We start from the raw sequence: 17,186 nt of genomic DNA on the forward strand, positions 1-17,186 counted from the left end.
GGATAATGAACATTTGAGGTGCAATCATGAATAAAATGATATGTATTGTATTTAGTCTTTGTTTTTTTATACACTTGTCCACAACTTATGCAGAGTCGAATCAAAAACTAAATTATCCAAGCAATCGAAATAAGTCATTTGTGAGTGAGGATGTTTTTTATAAACAGTTAGATAAGAAGATCTATAAAGAATACAAAAATGCAGCATATAGTGTTCGGAAAAAAATCTTATTTAAAGAAGTGCCTGATGAAGAATTTTCTTTCCTACAAAAAACAGCTGTCGGTTGTCGAGGTAGAGTGGTACTTCAAGATTTTTTTGTTCACTCTGATCGCCAAGTATACTTTTTCGCTTCTTTTATTCAAAATGAAGTAGGAGAGTTTCATAAATATATCGTTATAGATGCAGAAACAAAGAGGGAGCTGCAAGAGGGCAAAAGTTATCATCCATATAAAAAATAAACCACCAATTTTGGTGGTTTATTTTTTACTCCGGTACACTCATTAATTTCTCTTTCATTTTGCGAATAAGAACGACAGCGCCAATTGTACACAGAAGTGTAATTCCTTCGGCAACGAAGATGTTGATTGTTTTTGTTTGGTAAAGTGCCGCGAAAAAGTCTACAAATGCGTGGAATAGTATAGCGTATACTAGGAAGATATATTTCTTCTGTTTGACTGCGTATAAAACAAGCATTGTAAAGGCGATTTGAAGCACGAGTGCCATAATTCTTTCTAAGCTACCAAGGAAGTATAAGTAGGCGGGTTGCTGAATTAACATATCCTGTAAAATGCTAAGCTCGGGTTTTTGTTCAATCAGTCGAGCGAAGCTACCATCGTTAATAGAATTAGCAAAGATTAATGCTTGTAATGCAGAAAAACCGCCAATTAAAATAGATTCAATTCCGCCGTGACCAATTCCATAAGCGAAGCCATCTTTATATTCTAGATATTTTTTTAGTAAGAAGAAGAAGGCAACGAAGCGTCCTAATTCTTCAAAAATACCAGCAGTCAATCCGCCATAAATTGCGAACACAAACGGATTTTCTAAAAATGGAGCGATTGTTGGATTACCGCGCATAAATAGGTGGAATGGTGTTTCAAGAATTTGGGTGAATCCGATAAAGATAAGAACACCAACGCCGACCACTTTCCAATTCATATTATATTTTTTACGGAAATAAACGAGTACGATAATTGGGACCAGAATCGAGACAATGAGTTGAAAAATGATGCTGGCAATTACAGTATTTGAAACCATACTTTCACCGCTTTCTAATATATGTACATATCTATTATGCATGAAATAGGGGAGAGATGAAACTTTTAGAAAGAAAATGAATTTACTTATTGACTCTAACGTTGCGTCATACTTTATCGTATGTACTAAGGGGGAGATACAAATGACAATGAGAGTAAAAGAAGTAGCTGATTTAGTTGGAATTAGTGTGCGCACACTGCATCATTACGATGAAATTGGGTTGTTAACCCCAGACGAGACGACAGAGTCTGGATATCGTCTGTATTCCAATGAAAATTTAGAGACATTGCAGCAAATTTTGTTTTTTAAAGAGCTTGGCTTCCCTTTGAAGAAAATTAAAGAGATTATCATGAGTCCATCATTTGATCGCGAAGAGGCACTACAGCTTCATAAGAAGATGCTTCTTGAAAAGCGTGCCAGATTAGATAAGGTGATTGCGACGATTGATAAAACAATTCAGCATACAAAAGGAGAGATTGAAATGACGAATAAAGAGAAATTTGAAGGATTCGATTTCAGCCATAACCCATATGAAGAAGAAGCACGTGAAAAATGGGGAGACGCAGCTGTAGATAAAGCGAACGAATATGCAAAAGGTATGTCAAAAGAGAACCAAGAGGAGTTTAATGCTATTTATAGAAATTTAGCAACGCTTAGACACGATGCACCAGATTCTAAAGAGGCGCAGGCAGCTATTAAAGTATGGTACGATTATTTGCAAAACTTCGGTGAATATTCGTTAGATGCTTTTAAAGGACTCGGTCAAATGTACGTCGCTGATGAGCGCTTTACGAAAAATATCGATAAGTTTGGTGAGGGATTAGCGCAGTTTATGTGTGATGCGATGGAGGTTTATGCGGATCGTAATAAAAAATAAAAAGTAAAACAGGTGGAGATTTTCTCCACCTGTTTTACTTTTTAATCATATCATTCAAAGTCTGATCTCCCGTATTGTTCAAATGAGGATTTTTACTCATTTCTCGTTTTAACATATCGAGGCTTTGTGTATATTCTGTATCATTTAATGCGCCAGATTGAAGCCCTTGAATTTGAGAAATCAACTTTTGGTCTGTTGATACATATGCTTTATAATAGCGAGGAACGATGGACAAAGCAGCTCTATATACTTGATCCGCTACGAGTTTTGGATCCGTTGTGTTTGCACGGTATACAACGAACACTTCATCATCAGTAACGAGTGTAGCAGCGTTTGTAACGTCAGGAAGTTTGACTGTCATGCTTGTAATCATTTCAGCGACCTTCTCGCGATTAATGGCCCCTACTTGTTTGTTAGATACTTCATGCTTTTGTTTAGAAGAATAACCGACTCTTGTGAGTCTTGTATTTGTATTTTCCGTATGATACATGTCGTTTTTATTGGAAACAAGAACACGGCTTCCTTCTTCACGTTCCATTTCAGCTTTGTTCGCTGATTGGCAGCCTGCAAATAAGGAAAGAGTGAGAAGGGAAAGTAAAATTTGTTTTTTCACGATGTATCACCTCCTTCTCCATAGCATGTACTAATTTGCAATTTTTTGTATTTGAAATTGTTGGTTGTTATGCTTTGTGATACGATAAAAAGAAGAATGCTTAGAGAGGAAGTTAATGATGGAGCAAAAGCAAGAGATTCATGCTACGGTGAGCATTAATAATGTTCAGTACGAAGTAATTAAAAACTTTCGTGACGGTTTTAGTGAAGAAGCATTTAAAGAGCGCTATGCAGAAATTTTAAATAAATATGATTACATCGTTGGGGACTGGGGATATGAGCAACTTAGATTGCGCGGATTCTTTGATGATAGTAACCAACGTGCGACATATGATACGAAAATTAGTACGTTAACGGAGTATTTATACGAGTACTGTAACTTCGGTTGCGCACATTTTGTATTACGAAAAGTGAAGAAATAAAAAAATCCTCTTACAATTGTAAGAGGATTTTTTGCATATTTTTGCTTACAAACAAATCGAGATATGATCGCCTTCAGAAAGTATTGTATTTGGCTTCATTTGTTGTCCGTTTAATTGAATATCCCCATTTTTAATTTTATCCACAATGCGTGTACGGCTCCAGTCGGAAATATATGTGGATAAGGCTTTATCGATGCGGTGGGAACCGAAAACAATATCTAATACGATCGTGATTTCGGTTATGCCGCTTTCTTGATGTTGCGTAATGGAAATGGTAGTAGTTGTTTCTGGCTGATCCTGCTGCGTCATATCGACTGTTTCAACGTGATCAGTAAATGCTTTATAAATACGAAGTTTTTGATTCCACGTATGGTCTTTCGGACATTTATAAATGGCAAAGCGGTATATGTTTTTTCCGTTGGCGTTATGCCTACGAATATTTGTGTCGGTAAATAGGGTAGTACGTCTGCAATTTTTACAATATTTTTCGATTGTGTTTTGCTCGTTTTCATATAAACTCCAAGAAAGTTGTACTTTCTGCATTTTCCTTCACCTCTTATAGTAGTGGTAAAGGAACGTAATACAGCTATTTGGATGTCTTGTAGTATGAAGGCATGAGAAAAAGACAAGAATAAAAGGAGGTCCCCAAAGAGGAACCTCCGTAAACATCATACTACAGATGCAATACGCTCCTTTGTAATGGGAATGGGCAGACTACTCCCTTGAAAAAGCACGGTGCTTTTTTGAGAGTAATGCTATCCAATTGCTGGTCCATTACAAAGTAGTTGTTGGCATACGTAGATAACGTCCTTTCTATCCAAATAGATTTATTCTTAATTATAACACAAAAGATTGAAAATTCTAAATACTAGTGATGAAAAAACACCAGCTAAAATAGCTGGTGCATACGATAAATTATATAAGTTCAAATAAAAATGAGCGTAGTTCTTCTGCAATTTCTTCAGTCATAGAAAATGCATGCTCTAAGTAGCCTGGTTCGTTTAAATCGTCAGCACCGATGATTGCAAATTTATTGCGTTGCATATCAAGGACAATTGTTTTACCGTAATGACGATCGGAGTATAATAGCGCTAAATCGTGACGCTCATTTTCTCCCATAAAGCTAACGAAACGAGTTTTTGTAGCGACAGTATCGTCGTACAGAAAGAAACGTTCTTCCATACACATGGCTCCTTTATTAAATATCTAAGTTTAAGTGTGGTTTATGATCTAAATGGTGATGCGTTTTAATGAATCGTACTGTTCTTGTTTTGTAACGCATTACGATAGAGTATGTTTCAGCTAAATCTCCGCCAAGGAATTTAACACCGTCTAATAACTCACCAGCAGATACACCAGTTGCTGAGAAGATTGCATCATCCCCAGATACTAAGTCATCTAACATAAGAAGTTGACGAGGATCTTCTAATCCCATTTCACGACAACGAGCTTCTTCTTCTTCGTTCATTGGAACTAAGCGAGCTTGCATTTCACCTTCAAGGCACTTTAATGCTGCTGCAGAAATAACACCTTCTGGAGCTCCGCCAATACCTACGAATAAGTCGATACCCGTTCCAGGTAGTGCTGTTGCGATTGACGCACCAACATCACCGTCACCAAATAATTTTACGCGTGCACCTTTTGCACGAACACGGTCAATAATATCTTGATGACGTTCACGTTCTTGAACGATAACTGTTAGATCGCGAATCTTTTTATTGTTAGCTTCTGCTACAATTTCAATTGTTTTTTCAATTGGATCATCTAAGCTAATTTTACCAGCTGCTTTTGGACCAACCGCGATTTTTTCCATGTACATATCAGGAGCATGAAGAAGGTTCCCTTTGTCTGCGATTGCAATAACTGCCATTGCATTTGCAAGACCTTTTGCAACGATGTTTGTACCTTCTAATGGATCAACGGCGATGTCTACTTCTGGACCGTTACCTGTTCCTAGTTCTTCACCAATATACAACATCGGTGCTTCATCAAGTTCTCCTTCACCAATTACAACTGTACCTGCCATGTTTACTGAATCGAACATATCACGCATTGCTGTAGTTGCTGCATCATCTGCTTCATTTTTCTTTCCGCGGCCCATCCACTGTGCGGATGCTAAGGCAGCTGCTTCTGTTACACGGACAATTTCTAGTGCGAGTTCACGTTCCAAGATTCCATTCCTCCAATTTCAAAAATCATACAAATATAACTATAACAAATAACGGAGAAAAGGTGAATTCGAAAAATTGTCGATTTTTTCAGAAGAAAGCGTTACAATTAAAATGTAAATGCTTTAATTTCCAGGTAGGTGACATTCATGTATTTTGTAGACAGAAAGAAAATAGAACAAATGCTAGTATGTTTAGAACGAGCAACAAGTACATTTCAAGAGAAAAAGATATATGAAACCGAGTTTGAATTTTACGCATTAGAGCGCATAGCCCATCTTATTATTGATTGTGTATTAGATGTAGGAAATGCGATGATTGATGGATTTATTATGCGCGATCCAGGAAGCTATGAAGATATTATTGATATTTTAATGGACGAGCGAGTGATAAGTGAAGAAGATGGACAAGGGATGAAAGAAATTATCCTTCTTCGAAAAATGCTTACGCAAGATTATATTCAAATGAATCATGATGAATTATATAAGACGATTCAAAAACATATTGCAGTGGTAGAAAGGTACCCAGCAAATATTCGCAGTTATTTAGAAAAGGAATTAGGACCTGTATCTGCATTTGTACCAGAATAATTATGCTTATAAGATCCCCAGAGAATGCCTTTTGGGGATCTTATATTGTATGTGAGAAAGAAAAGGGAGAAGGGTGAAGTATGGGGGAAGCACGTACTACGAAAGACGAGATTGTACAATTGTTGAAAGTAAAGGGAGAGCACACGGTAGCGGAACTAGCTGACGTTTTAGAGATTACAGAAATGGCGATTCGAAGACATTTAAGTAATCTTGAGAAAGACGGACTCATTTATTCTAAGATGGTAAGGCAACATGTCGGAAGACCAACTTATTTGTATGGATTAAGCGAAAAGGGAGAAGATACATTCCCGAAAGAGTATAAGCAATTTGCGATTGATATGCTAGAAGATTTAGCTCGAATGGGCGATGAAAAAATACTTCGTTACGTTTTAAAAGAGAGAACGAAGCGAATGGAAGAACAGTTACAAAAGAGAGTGAGTAATCAAAAGAATTTAGCATATAAAGTGCAAGAGATAGCAGCTATGCAAGAGAAAAATGGTTATATGGTTCAAATAAAGAGAGATGGAGAGAAATCTTTCGTAATTGAAAAACAAAACTGTCCGTTAAAGGAAATTGCCGAGAGATTCCCGCAAGTGTGTGAAGATGAAAAAGAAATGTATAAGCGTCTATTTACGAACGCAGAAGTGAAAACGCTAGCAAATATGTGCGAGGGCGATTGTAGTTGTTCTTACCAAATAAAAGAGAAAAAATGAACGTTATGGGGCGCTTTAAGGTAAAGCGTTTTTTTCTTTTGGAAAAGCGGGTAATATAAGAGTGGTATGATAAGGTGAGAACGTTAGCATAGAAGGAGAGACATAATCGATGTATAAAGGTTACTTAATTGACTTAGACGGTACGATGTATCGCGGAGAAGAACAAATTGAAGAAGCAAGCGACTTCGTAAAAGCATTAGGAGAGCGCGGCATTCCATATTTATTCGTTACGAATAACTCAACTCGCAAACCGGAACAGGTAGCAGAAAAGCTTGTTCGTTTCGATATTCCAGCGAAAGCAGAGCAAGTATTCACAACGAGTATGGCGACTGCGAACTTCATTTATGAACGTAAACAAGACGCAACTGTATATATGATTGGTGAAGAAGGCTTACACGATGCACTTGTGGAAAAAGGATTTGAACTTGTGGATGAAAATCCTGATTTCGTTGTTGTGGGTTTAGATCGTGACATCACATATGAAAAATTAGCAAAAGCGTGTCTTGCTGTGCGTAATGGCGCGACGTTTATTTCTACAAATGGGGATATTGCCATCCCAACTGAGCGAGGATTATTACCAGGTAATGGTTCATTAACATCAGTTGTAGCAGTATCAACAGGTGTGGATCCAATCTTTATCGGAAAACCAGAATCAATCATTATGGAACAAGCTTTGAAAGTGCTTGGCATAGAAAAGAATGAAGCATTAATGGTTGGGGATAACTACGATACAGACATTTTAGCAGGAATAAATGCTGGTATGCATACGCTTCTTGTCCACACTGGAGTCACAACTGTGGAGAAGTTAACAGAATACGAAGTACAACCGACGCAAGTTGTGCATAACTTGACGGAGTGGATTGAGAAGATGTAATGAAGAAAGCTGTTCCAAACTTTGGAACAGCTTTTTTTCTGATATTTGTTGGCAGCCCGATTGGTGTGGGCTAACATTCAGTTGTGACTAGTGTTGATTTTTATCGGTAAGTCGATATATTTGAAAAATCGCCGATATAATTTTGTTAGAATGCACGATTCACAACGTCTTTCACTTCTTCAAGATATTGCTTACGCACACTGTCATCCACAGAAGGAACACTTGTATAGAATGTATGCTCAATTGTTTCAATGCCTGTAAATTCAAAAATACCAACATCCGCTGTTTTCTTCATTGCATCAAACATGCCACCTGCTGTGTATGCTTCTTTCGTATTTCCCATTGTAGATAATAACAATCCTTTTTTACCGCTTAATAACTTTTCAATACCGTTTTCACCGTAAGCATAAGCGAATCCGTGGCTAAATACACGGTCAACGTATCCTTTTAAAATAGCAGGAAGTCCCGCCCACCACACTGGATAAATGAATGTAATGCTATCAGCCCAAGAGATATGCTCTTGTTCTTCTTTAATATCTTCTGGTGTATTTCCTTGAGAAAATGAGATGAAATCGGAAGCGCCTAATACTGGATTAAAGTTTAATTCGTATAGATCGCGAACGCGTACTTCGTGACCTTTTCCTTCTAATTCACTTTTTACCGTTTCTAAAATCGCATGGTTGAAGCTTTCTGTATTCGGGTGTGCATAAACGATTACATGTTTCATTTTTCTTCCTCCTATTTGTGGATATGTGAATAGCTTTTATGTATTCGTGTAACTATTATGGTTACTTTTTTTGCGAGAGTCAATTTTTCTGACATGAGAAATATTAGTATGTGACAAAAAAATACAAAATAGTAGGAAATTTGTATTTTGAATAGAATATATAGATTGATAAATAGAGAGAGAAGGGGATATCGGGATGAATATTATTGAAATTGAAAGGTTAGAAAAATCGTTTGATATTGGGGATAGTAAAGTGAAAATACTAAAAGGTATTAATATTCAAATTCAAAAAGGAGATTTCGTTTGTATTATGGGGGCAAGTGGATCGGGTAAAACGACCTTACTTCAGTTGTTAGGTGGATTAGATATTCCATCGGTAGGTAGTATTCGAGTTGACGGTACAGAGATTTCAACATTAAAAGAAAAAGAGCTCGCTTTATTTAGAAGGCATAAAATCGGTTTTATTTTTCAGCAGTTTAATTTGATTCCGGTGTTTAGTGCGGAGGAGAATGTAGGATTACCTTTATTGTTAGATAATGTCTCGCAAAAGAAGGCAACCGTGACAGCGACTCGTTTATTAGAGCTTGTTGGGTTAAAAGGAAAAGAAAAACATTTACCAGCACAGTTATCAGGCGGGCAACAGCAAAGGGTTGCGATAGCAAGAGCTTTTGCAAATGAACCGGCAATTATATTAGCGGATGAGCCAACAGGGGCATTAGATTCGGAAAATAGCAAAAACATAATTGCGGTACTTCGCAATGCGTGTGATGAGTTAGGGCAAACAGCTGTTATTGTAACGCACGACCCGTTCGTAGCGGCTCATGCGGATAAAGTTGTTTTCTTATTAGATGGTGAAGTGATTCATGAACATGCTGAAAGTAAAGGGTGGAAGTTTCGAAATATCCCACAACAAGTTACTCACATTCAAGAGATTATGAATCGCCACTTTAAAGTAGGGGGTAAAGGTGATGCGATGGGTAATTAAGTATGCAGTAAAATCGATGAAACAAAATTGGCTGCGAAATATGTTGATTGCTCTCGGTGCAGCTTTAGGTGTTATGTTAGCGACGATGTTATTGCTAGGAAATCAATCAGTAGAGAAGAGTGTGAAGGAACAAGTAGTAAGCCGATATGGAGATTATAATTTACAATTTGGCTATATAAAAAACGATATGTATTTAAATAATGAAAGTTTAAAGGGAATAGATGGCTTAGAAAATGCTGAGAAAATATCAAAAGCACTTATACCATATCCTTTTCCGCATTATAAAGAGTTATCGGGAAAGCCATCTTATTGGGGTGTTGAGCAAGATTCTCCAGAAATGCATTCTTATAAAATAGTAGAAGGGCGATATCCGAAAAAAGGTGCTGAAGTAGCGCTGACAAAAGGGTATACAGAACGTGAAAATATACGATTGGGAGATACGATTAAACTGCCATTCCCACAACATGGAGAAAAGACTGTGAAAGTCGTCGGCATTTTAAATCCGCCGTTAATGGCGGCAATGGGGCATGGGGCTTATTTTCCAATCCAGTGGCTTCAAAAAGAATTAAATCTACCAAATCAGTTTAATCTCGTTCAAGTGAAAACAGCCGATGTAAATGTGAAAAGGGCGATTGCTCTTGATGTAAATAAGAAGATAGAAAATATAAAGGTGGATCAACGTACTTATGTCGATAAGGCATTTGAACGACTAAATGTAATGAAGCCTTTAATTTTTAGTTTAGGTGGTATTGCCTTATTTGTAGTAGCCCTTTTAATAATGGGAAGTTTCTTCTTATCTGTCAGAAGTCGATTTAAGCAATGGGCATTATTACGTGCACTCGGTAGTAACCCAAATCAAATTATAGTAGTCGTTTTATTAGAGGCTTTATGCATCGGAGCGATCGGATCGTTAGCAGGGGTTATTCTTGGGGCAGGTACGCAAACAATTGCAGCATCATTCATTAACAAATGGGTGAATATTGAGGGGGCAGGGGAAGCATCATTCTCGATTTTAAGTGAGATTTTACTCATTACTTTTTTACTAGGGATTGTTATGTCTATCATAGGGGCTATTATACCAGCTTTCATGGTTAGAAAGATTCCACCAGTTCAAGCACTCCGCCCAGGTCTTCCTAGTAATGAGAAGAAAGAAAAAAGATGGAGTGCTTTTAGCCTTAGCATTTTAATTATTGGTACTGTTATTGGGCTAGCAGGTAGCGTATTAGAGGAGTATATCGGTTTTAATCCAAGTGCGATAGGAGCGCTTTTATTCGCGGTCGGTTTGTTATTTGCGATCCCGTTATTTATTTGCGTGATAGCACCAGTGATTGCAAAACCGATTCAAATGATATTACGAATTGAAACGACGATTAGTAGCCGGAATGTCATTCGTTATCGAAATAAGGCAGCTGTGTCGGTTGCTATACTAGCATTTGGTTTTATGTTAGCACTTGTTGGAACGATGTATGTAAACTCTATGTATGAAGGTATGAAAAAAGGATTACAAAAACATTTACCAGCGGACTTAGTAGTAAGAATTCCAGTAGAGTCGCAAGGAATAGGAACATTACCGTTTAGTTGGATGGAGAAGGTTAAAAAAATTGATGGTGTAGAGACGAGTGTTGGGAATGCTACTGACTTTACAGCAAAGCTTGTGAATTATGACTTTAAAAAAGCGAATCAAGAATGGTATGAATTTATGAAAAAAAACAATTTGAACTCTGATTCAATGGAAGTTGTAGGTAATGATATTGTAGCGTATCAGAAAGTAACAAAGGCGAAAGTGATTGCAGGACAAACTTTAAATAAGCCATTAGAAGATGGTGAGGGAGTCATTACGAAGGAAGTGGCTAAAAATTTAGGGCTTCAGTTGCAAGATACGTTTGAAGTACAAGGAAAGGGAAAAGAAAAACAAACGATTAAAGTCGTTTCAATTATTGAGCAAGGATTAAGGTTAAGAGGGTTAGATGTTTTTGTAAATGAACAATGGGCTCGCGATAAGTTTCACGTACAAGGATATGAAGCGATTCAAATTATGACAAATTCTAATCAGTCATTTGAAGCAATTAAGAAGCAAGTAAAAGAAATTACAAAGAATAAAGAGAATATAGAAGTTATAAACAGTTATGATTTATTGAAAGAACAAGAGCAGTTATTATCGCAAATGATGATGTTAATTAGCTTGTTAGTTGTAATTGTTTTCATTATTTCTGGTATAGGATTAATGAATGCGATAGTAGCAAGTTTACATGAAAGACGTGCTGAAATTAGTATGATTCGTGCGGTAGGAGCTATCCCAAAGCAAATGAGAAGGATCGTTTTATTAGAGGGAACTTTACTTGGAGCGATAGCTGGTTGCATTGGCATTTTTGGTGGGATTTTGTTTAGTTATATAGTGTTATCAAGCTTAGAGTTAACGGTTATTATTATTCCGTATAATCAAGTGGTCATACTGGCTTTAGCTAGCGTGATGCTTGGAGCGGGGGCAGCATTGATTGCGTCATTACAATTAAGAAAGTTCAAATTAAGTGATACTTTAAAAGAGTTATCAGCATAAAAGACTGTTACACACCGCTCATACAAAGTACAAAGAAAACAAATAAAATGATAACAATACCAATGCCAAAGTTAAATACGAGAGTACTATCCATATATGTAGCCTCCTTGTTTGAAAGTAAAAAGCACTCTAGTTAAGAGTGCTTTTTTATTTTGAATCTACTTTATAACTTTTAGAAAGTGATTCATGCGTGTCATGATTTACATTATTTTATGTATTTATACTTTGAAATGAGTAAGTCCTTGTTGGATATAGAAAAAAAGACACTCGTTGGAGTGTCTTTTAAGATGACAAAATGTGCCAATTGCTTGAGGTTGATAAGACGCTAATTTCCGTTTTAACGCCTTTTCTCTAATCAAGAAGTGTAGCAACAGCGATTCAAATAAATTGTACCATCTGTTTAACCGCGGTGCGTATGCAATTGTGCATATGATGATCATGAGGTAGGTAATGAACTGTGAATAATTTGAAGTGATTTATTTACGATTTCTTCTGCGGCATATATGCCGATTGCGTCTGTTTTTAAAATATTGGGTTGTAAGTTATCATGCATTGCCCCTAACTCACCGTGAAGTGGTGCGAAGGCATGGTTCGCCTTTTCAAGCATGCATAAATCAAGTAAAGAATCCCCAGCTGTAATAATCGTATCTATTTGCAAAATTTCTTTTATATATTGCACGGCGTCCCATTTATTAATTGGTTTTGGTACAAAGTATAGCTTTCTACCTTGAAGTGAATGATTCCAGCCTTGTTTGTCTAACCAGGAAGTGAAGGATGATAATTCATCATAAGGAATGTTCTCCCGTTTAATAATGCAATAATGGAATAGATCATCAGCTGTTTTTTGCGATATAACCCAATCCTTATGAGCTATTTGTCCAAATTCCTTTAGTATGTCGTTTCTCTCTATACATTCAACCGATAGTCTTTCTTTTACTTTCCTGTTCCAAGTACCATCTTGTTTCCCGTTATGAAGGATATTGCCGCCGTTACTTGTAATGGCGTATTCGGGAATGATTTCGTTTTGGAATAAAGCAATACGCTGAAACTGCTTAATAGTTCTTGTTGTAACTGGGATGAAATGTGAGTGCAGTTGTAATTTTTTTAGTAGTAAAATGGTTTTATGTGATATGAAAGAAATTTCTTTCCCATCTATAGTTTCAATGAGTTGAATTGATTCATCTTCTATAGGGGCACGAAACGATTTCCGGGAATAAATAAGCGTCTGATCAAGATCACTGGCGAAAATCATCTTGTTTCCTTCCTAAGAGGCTTAATGAGCCCGCAACATGAATAAGCCATATTCTCATAGATTTCAATTGGGGCATTCTTTTCTTTAGCGAGAAGTAAAATATGCTTTAAATCGGGATTGTTTTGCTTACGTATTAAAATTTTCCACGGTATTCTCCGGAGTAATACACGAGTTGTTTCACCGACTCCTGGTTTAATTAAGTTAATATCGTCAATTTCAAAGTGATTTTGGATAGACTGTATATCTTTTAATCCTTGCCAAGAGGGATCAGTGTAAGTTGAAGTAATATAACGTAATTGATTATCTATATGAGAATGAACAGAAGGGAATAACTCTGTTACCTCATCAACGAAGAAATTTGATAAGTCTTCTTGTTCTAGCTCTTTATAATATTTAACACCATGAAAATCATTTGGACCGATATAGGTGTCATTTAGTACAGTGCGACTAATTAGTCCAGAGACTGTTGCATTTAAGCAAGCGCTAGGAATAAGAAAATCTTCACGTGTACCGTAAATTGAAGTACAGTAACCGGGATCAGCAAGCACAGCCATACAATGAGAAATGTGTGTATTATTTCGTTCGTTAAATGTGTGTACTGCATATTCTAATTCTTTTTTTATTGCACCTTTTCCAGTCCACCCATCAATGAATTGAATTGTTTCTTTAGGGTGATGTTCCAAAATATAATGGAGTGCATTTTCATCAATACCGCGTCCGCGAACAATAGAAATACAATAGTGAGGTACATCAAGGTTGTATTGATAGCGTATGTAGCGTTTGATAAGAATGCCAATAGGTGTACCAGCACGAGCTAATGAAACGAGGACAAGGTTAGTTCCTTTAGTTTGTATAATCTGTTCGGCGACAACTCCAACAGCGATGGCTAGTTTGTGTTTATATTGTTGCAGGGAAGAAAAGAATAAATCCATATACGCTTTAGATGGTTTATATTCCATTGGTAACATTTCGGAATAATGTGTGCCAGCTTGAATTGCTTGTTCTCTAGTTTCCGTGGAACTTTCTTTCATTAAATCACTAATATCTTTTAATAGAAAAATAGCATCATTTGGATTGTAACTACTAATATGAGAATTTACTTTTACCATAATTATCAACCTTCCTTTTCTATGCTATTTGAAAATGAGACGATATGAATAAAAGGAATAACTGTTTGTAACTGCTGTAGAAGAGGAAACAGGGCTTCTTCTCCTAAATCACGCTCAATAAAAACAAATACTTCATCGTAATCATGAGGTGAAATATTATAAAAGTAATTTGTAATAGTAGAATTTTCAGGACTTGGATATGAGAAATGATTATGAATGGCGTAGTTTACATCATTTGAAACAGGATGGATAGGGCTTCTTGTTGTAGATTGGTATAAAATATTTTCACCCATTTCAGCAGCAATTTTCATTGGGATATACATAAATTCACCCGTTCCGAGACAGAGTGTTCGTTTTCCCATTCTTTCTCTTTTTAAAGTTTTTCCTGCTTCTTGAGCGAAAGAATGAATGTGCTTTTGTTCATATGCTGAAATGCCAAATCGCCCAGTATATTTTATATAATTTGATGTATAGGGTGATTTTGGACAGGTAAGGGTATGCTTTTTGAAATCAGGTTTTGTTTCTTTAATTTGAATATCTGTTTTTGCAATATTTAATGGTTGACCAGTTGTATGAATACTGCCTTCTAATAAAGAAATAACATGAATCTTAATTTGAAGTTCTTCTTCTAATTGTTTAAATTGTTTTCTATTAGTATGAGAACGCCAGTCTAATAAAGAAGCAATTATATATTCTTCTCGTGGGAATTTATTTTGAATAGATCTAATAATATTTAATGCTGTTTTTCCTGTTGTCATCTCATCATCTACGAGAACAATCGGGTTGTTGTTTTGAAAAAAGCTTTCATCTACATAACAACGGTGCGATGTTGCATGAGAATGTTCTTCCTCAAATGTAATGACAGATTCTAGGTGGGGTATCGATTCCCTAGTTGTATGCACATACTTTGCATTTTGAAAGCATTGAAACATAGAATGACCAAGTGCTGTCGCTGTTTCAGCGAATCCGATGAACACAACTTCTTCTTGCAGAGGATATTGATAACGAAATACTTCCTCTGGGATTTCATCAATTTCTAATGAAATGAGATTTAAAATTTCTTTTTGAAATGGATGAGAAATATTATGTAGTATTTCCAAATATCTTGCAGCGAGAGCAACTCCACTTGATAGAGAGACTGCAGGTTTAATAGGAAGATGCTTTCCAAGGATTGTACTCACAAATAAAAAACTACGTTTCTTATTTATTCTCGCAGCCATTTGAAAAAGATTGTCTAGCGCTAAATTATATGGATTATCACGTACTTCTACATGGACTTGTATATTATTTAAAACGTTATACGTGTTGCTTTGCGTTTGTAATAAGGAGATCGGTGAATTGTTTGTTTTCATGTAGCACCCCGTAAATATTAGATTTTAAAATGGTTTTGCGAGCCCAGCCATAATGAGGTTTTACTTCATTCATTTTGTTAGAAAAACTGCTTTTTAGCACTCCATTATACGTATCTGCATTTTGTAAAATTGATCTCGCATCTAAATAATCTTCCATTGTGACAATGTGCATTGCCTGTACAACTTTAATATGAGATGGGTGAATAACTGTCTTTCCGATTAAGCCATTTGCATGGTCAAGTGATACCTCTTGAATAAGCCCTTCTTCATGATCATTAGAAAAATATTCCCATACACATCCTGAAATAATATATTCATTTGTTGCCCTTGAGAAAACGTTAATAATGTCTGAAATACAATCACGGACAACGGTAATATGATAGATAGGTGTGTATTTATTGCGCCGAATACTGAATAGACTTGAAAAATCAGTAGCACCAATACGTACATTTAAGATGTAATCGTGATAAGAATCTAGTAAATCCTTTATTTGTAATAATGATTCTGCCCGTGTTTCCTTATACATAATTTCGGGGGATTCTAAAATCGGCATGCCATATAGCGATAATGAGTATAACTCGTTTATATATGCAAGCTGATCGATATAAGTCTTTCCGTTAATCGGTGTGAATTTTGGAAAGACAAAACCACATAAACAATGAACAGCACTACCTAATTCAGTAACAATTGTCTTCAGTTGACTTGGCTGTCGAACTCTAATAAAAAGAAGCGGGATGTCTGCTTGATTTAGTATGTTGGCACTGACTAAGTTAGCGATTTGCTGTATTTGAACGACGATGTTTTGCTCTGCAAGTTTTACTTCCTCATCGCTGATAGCGTCCTCTAGACAAAGAATAATTGAGGTAGCATCCACATGTTTCTTTCTAATTATATCTTCCGCAATCGTTTCTTTCGTGCCAGGAGTATATAGTGTGGCGCCTAGTGCGTAAGCTAGTTGTTCTTTCCCTATATTTTTTGAAAAACTAAGAGGTTCTTTATAGAAAAAATTTTGCCGTTCTTCCGAGGAGAGATAAGAAAAGTAATTCAAATTGTCACCACCTTATTTGTAATGATTCTGTTTAATCGTAACATAATAAGAAAAATCTTCCATAAAAATGAAGCGATAAATTTAAAAAATATATTGAGAAAGATGAATTATAAGATGAATATCGAATATTGTTAATAGAAATATAATAGGGGGAAAGAGAAAGTGGATATACATAAGTTAACGATAGAAGAAGCAAAGAAGATAAATACGTGGACGTACGAGGAACCTTATAGTTTATATAGTTTTTCAGGCGAGAAAGAAGTAATAGAAGAGCTATTAGATGGAACGTATTATGGCTGTTGTGACGATCAAGGAGACCTCATCGGTTATTTTTGTTTTGGAGCAAATGCACAAGTGCCAGGTGGAAGAGATGCTAATTTATATGGTGGAGAAGATGTGATTGATATCGGACTTGGCATGAAGCCGGCGTTAACTGGGAAGGGAATAGGGAAAGAATTCTTCCAAGCTGGAATAGCGTTTGCCACGAAAGAGTTTAATGCAAAAATGTTTCGATTAAGCGTAGCAACATTTAATACAAGAGCGATTACGTTATATAAAAATATCGGATTTAAACAAGGGACTATTTTTTTGAGTCGCGGAAGAGAATTTATGCTTATGGAATACGAAAGGCCGTCAGCATGAA

At 36.2% G+C, this 17,186-nt stretch carries 19 protein-coding genes; 9 read left to right on the plus strand and 10 right to left on the minus strand.

Going from position 1 to position 17,186, the window contains the following annotated elements; all coding sequences use genetic code 11:
* The first annotated feature begins 26 nt into the window (after window positions 1–26).
* Window positions 27–458: a hypothetical protein gene (locus MR112_RS11660; RefSeq protein ID WP_025686793.1), complete on the plus strand. Its 432-nt coding sequence runs from the start codon at window positions 27–29 to the stop codon at window positions 456–458.
* A gap of 25 nt (window positions 459–483) precedes the next feature.
* On the opposite strand, the gene MR112_RS11665 is transcribed toward MR112_RS11660, so the two are convergent.
* On the minus strand, window positions 484–1,299 hold the full coding sequence (locus tag MR112_RS11665; RefSeq protein ID WP_002204855.1) for a YhfC family intramembrane metalloprotease: 816 nt from the start codon (window positions 1,297–1,299) through the stop codon (window positions 484–486).
* A gap of 100 nt (window positions 1,300–1,399) precedes the next feature.
* On the opposite strand from MR112_RS11665, the gene MR112_RS11670 reads away from it, so the two are divergent.
* On the plus strand, window positions 1,400–2,134 hold the full coding sequence (locus tag MR112_RS11670; RefSeq protein ID WP_000178775.1) for a MerR family transcriptional regulator: 735 nt from the start codon (window positions 1,400–1,402) through the stop codon (window positions 2,132–2,134).
* A 34-nt stretch (window positions 2,135–2,168) separates the two neighbouring features.
* Here the strand turns inward: MR112_RS11670 and MR112_RS11675 are convergent, their stop codons facing one another.
* Window positions 2,169–2,747: a YhcN/YlaJ family sporulation lipoprotein gene (locus tag MR112_RS11675; protein ID WP_000744132.1), complete on the minus strand. Its 579-nt coding sequence runs from the start codon at window positions 2,745–2,747 to the stop codon at window positions 2,169–2,171.
* A 118-nt stretch (window positions 2,748–2,865) separates the two neighbouring features.
* Between MR112_RS11675 and MR112_RS11680 the strand changes: the two genes are divergently transcribed.
* Window positions 2,866–3,168 (plus strand): YutD family protein, encoded by a 303-nt coding sequence (locus MR112_RS11680; protein ID WP_000435943.1) that lies wholly within the window; start codon window positions 2,866–2,868, stop codon window positions 3,166–3,168.
* A 45-nt stretch (window positions 3,169–3,213) separates the two neighbouring features.
* On the opposite strand, the gene MR112_RS11685 is transcribed toward MR112_RS11680, so the two are convergent.
* The 3 genes from MR112_RS11685 to glpX all read right to left on the minus strand — a co-directional run bounded on the left by MR112_RS11685 (window position 3,214) and on the right by glpX (window position 5,338).
* Entirely contained in the window at window positions 3,214–3,711 is a 498-nt protein-coding gene (locus MR112_RS11685; RefSeq protein ID WP_001174567.1) for a hypothetical protein, read from the minus strand.
* Between the two features lie 372 nt (window positions 3,712–4,083).
* Complete coding sequence (locus MR112_RS11690; RefSeq protein WP_000392606.1) at window positions 4,084–4,350, minus strand: DUF3055 domain-containing protein; 267 nt, start codon at window positions 4,348–4,350, stop codon at window positions 4,084–4,086.
* A 16-nt stretch (window positions 4,351–4,366) separates the two neighbouring features.
* On the minus strand, window positions 4,367–5,338 hold the full coding sequence (gene glpX, locus MR112_RS11695; protein ID WP_000439090.1) for a class II fructose-bisphosphatase: 972 nt from the start codon (window positions 5,336–5,338) through the stop codon (window positions 4,367–4,369).
* A gap of 147 nt (window positions 5,339–5,485) precedes the next feature.
* Here glpX and MR112_RS11700 point away from each other — a divergent pair, with 147 nt between their 5' ends.
* From MR112_RS11700 to MR112_RS11710, 3 genes are all read left to right on the plus strand, one after another.
* The gene (locus MR112_RS11700; protein WP_025686790.1) at window positions 5,486–5,926 is read left to right on the plus strand and encodes a DUF86 domain-containing protein; all 441 of its coding nucleotides are present in this window, start codon (window positions 5,486–5,488) and stop codon (window positions 5,924–5,926) included.
* Window positions 5,927–6,006: 80 nt separating this feature from the next.
* Window positions 6,007–6,639, plus strand: coding sequence for a helix-turn-helix transcriptional regulator (locus MR112_RS11705; RefSeq protein WP_000503345.1), 633 nt, complete (start codon window positions 6,007–6,009; stop codon window positions 6,637–6,639).
* 109 nt (window positions 6,640–6,748) lie between these two features.
* Window positions 6,749–7,513, plus strand: a complete 765-nt coding sequence (locus tag MR112_RS11710; protein WP_000276467.1) for a TIGR01457 family HAD-type hydrolase — start codon at window positions 6,749–6,751, stop codon at window positions 7,511–7,513.
* A 145-nt stretch (window positions 7,514–7,658) separates the two neighbouring features.
* Here MR112_RS11710 and MR112_RS11715 read toward each other — a convergent pair whose 3' ends face one another.
* Window positions 7,659–8,240 carry an NAD(P)H-dependent oxidoreductase gene (locus MR112_RS11715; RefSeq protein WP_000683439.1) on the minus strand — a complete coding sequence of 194 codons (582 nt, stop codon included), beginning with the start codon at window positions 8,238–8,240 and terminating at the stop codon, window positions 7,659–7,661.
* A gap of 196 nt (window positions 8,241–8,436) precedes the next feature.
* Between MR112_RS11715 and MR112_RS11720 the strand changes: the two genes are divergently transcribed.
* Window positions 8,437–9,225 (plus strand): ABC transporter ATP-binding protein, encoded by a 789-nt coding sequence (locus tag MR112_RS11720; RefSeq protein WP_017656994.1) that lies wholly within the window; start codon window positions 8,437–8,439, stop codon window positions 9,223–9,225.
* On the plus strand, window positions 9,209–11,782 hold the full coding sequence (locus MR112_RS11725) for an FtsX-like permease family protein (protein ID WP_134266036.1): 2,574 nt from the start codon (window positions 9,209–9,211) through the stop codon (window positions 11,780–11,782). Before MR112_RS11720 ends, MR112_RS11725 begins: the two co-directional genes overlap by 17 nt.
* Before the next feature lie 436 nt (window positions 11,783–12,218).
* Here MR112_RS11725 and MR112_RS11730 read toward each other — a convergent pair whose 3' ends face one another.
* The 4 genes from MR112_RS11730 to MR112_RS11745 are packed head-to-tail and all read right to left on the minus strand — an operon-like array spanning window position 12,219 to window position 16,543.
* Entirely contained in the window at window positions 12,219–13,034 is an 816-nt protein-coding gene (locus MR112_RS11730; protein WP_242244971.1) for an HAD family hydrolase, read from the minus strand.
* The gene (locus MR112_RS11735; protein ID WP_078188111.1) at window positions 13,031–14,143 is read right to left on the minus strand and encodes a cysteine protease StiP family protein; all 1,113 of its coding nucleotides are present in this window, start codon (window positions 14,141–14,143) and stop codon (window positions 13,031–13,033) included. Before MR112_RS11735 ends, MR112_RS11730 begins: the two co-directional genes overlap by 4 nt.
* Before the next feature lie 5 nt (window positions 14,144–14,148).
* On the minus strand, window positions 14,149–15,495 hold the full coding sequence (locus tag MR112_RS11740; protein ID WP_000856298.1) for a phosphoribosyltransferase family protein: 1,347 nt from the start codon (window positions 15,493–15,495) through the stop codon (window positions 14,149–14,151).
* On the minus strand, window positions 15,440–16,543 hold the full coding sequence (locus MR112_RS11745) for an HpcH/HpaI aldolase/citrate lyase family protein (RefSeq protein WP_025686784.1): 1,104 nt from the start codon (window positions 16,541–16,543) through the stop codon (window positions 15,440–15,442). Before MR112_RS11745 ends, MR112_RS11740 begins: the two co-directional genes overlap by 56 nt.
* A gap of 162 nt (window positions 16,544–16,705) precedes the next feature.
* Here MR112_RS11745 and MR112_RS11750 point away from each other — a divergent pair, with 162 nt between their 5' ends.
* Window positions 16,706–17,185, plus strand: coding sequence for a GNAT family N-acetyltransferase (locus MR112_RS11750; RefSeq protein ID WP_000351157.1), 480 nt, complete (start codon window positions 16,706–16,708; stop codon window positions 17,183–17,185).
* The last annotated feature ends 1 nt before the right edge of the window (window position 17,186 follow it).

The sequence above is a fragment of the Bacillus cereus group sp. BfR-BA-01330 genome (assembly GCF_022663885.1).
Taxonomy (GTDB): Bacteria; Bacillota; Bacilli; order Bacillales; family Bacillaceae_G; genus Bacillus_A; species Bacillus_A cereus.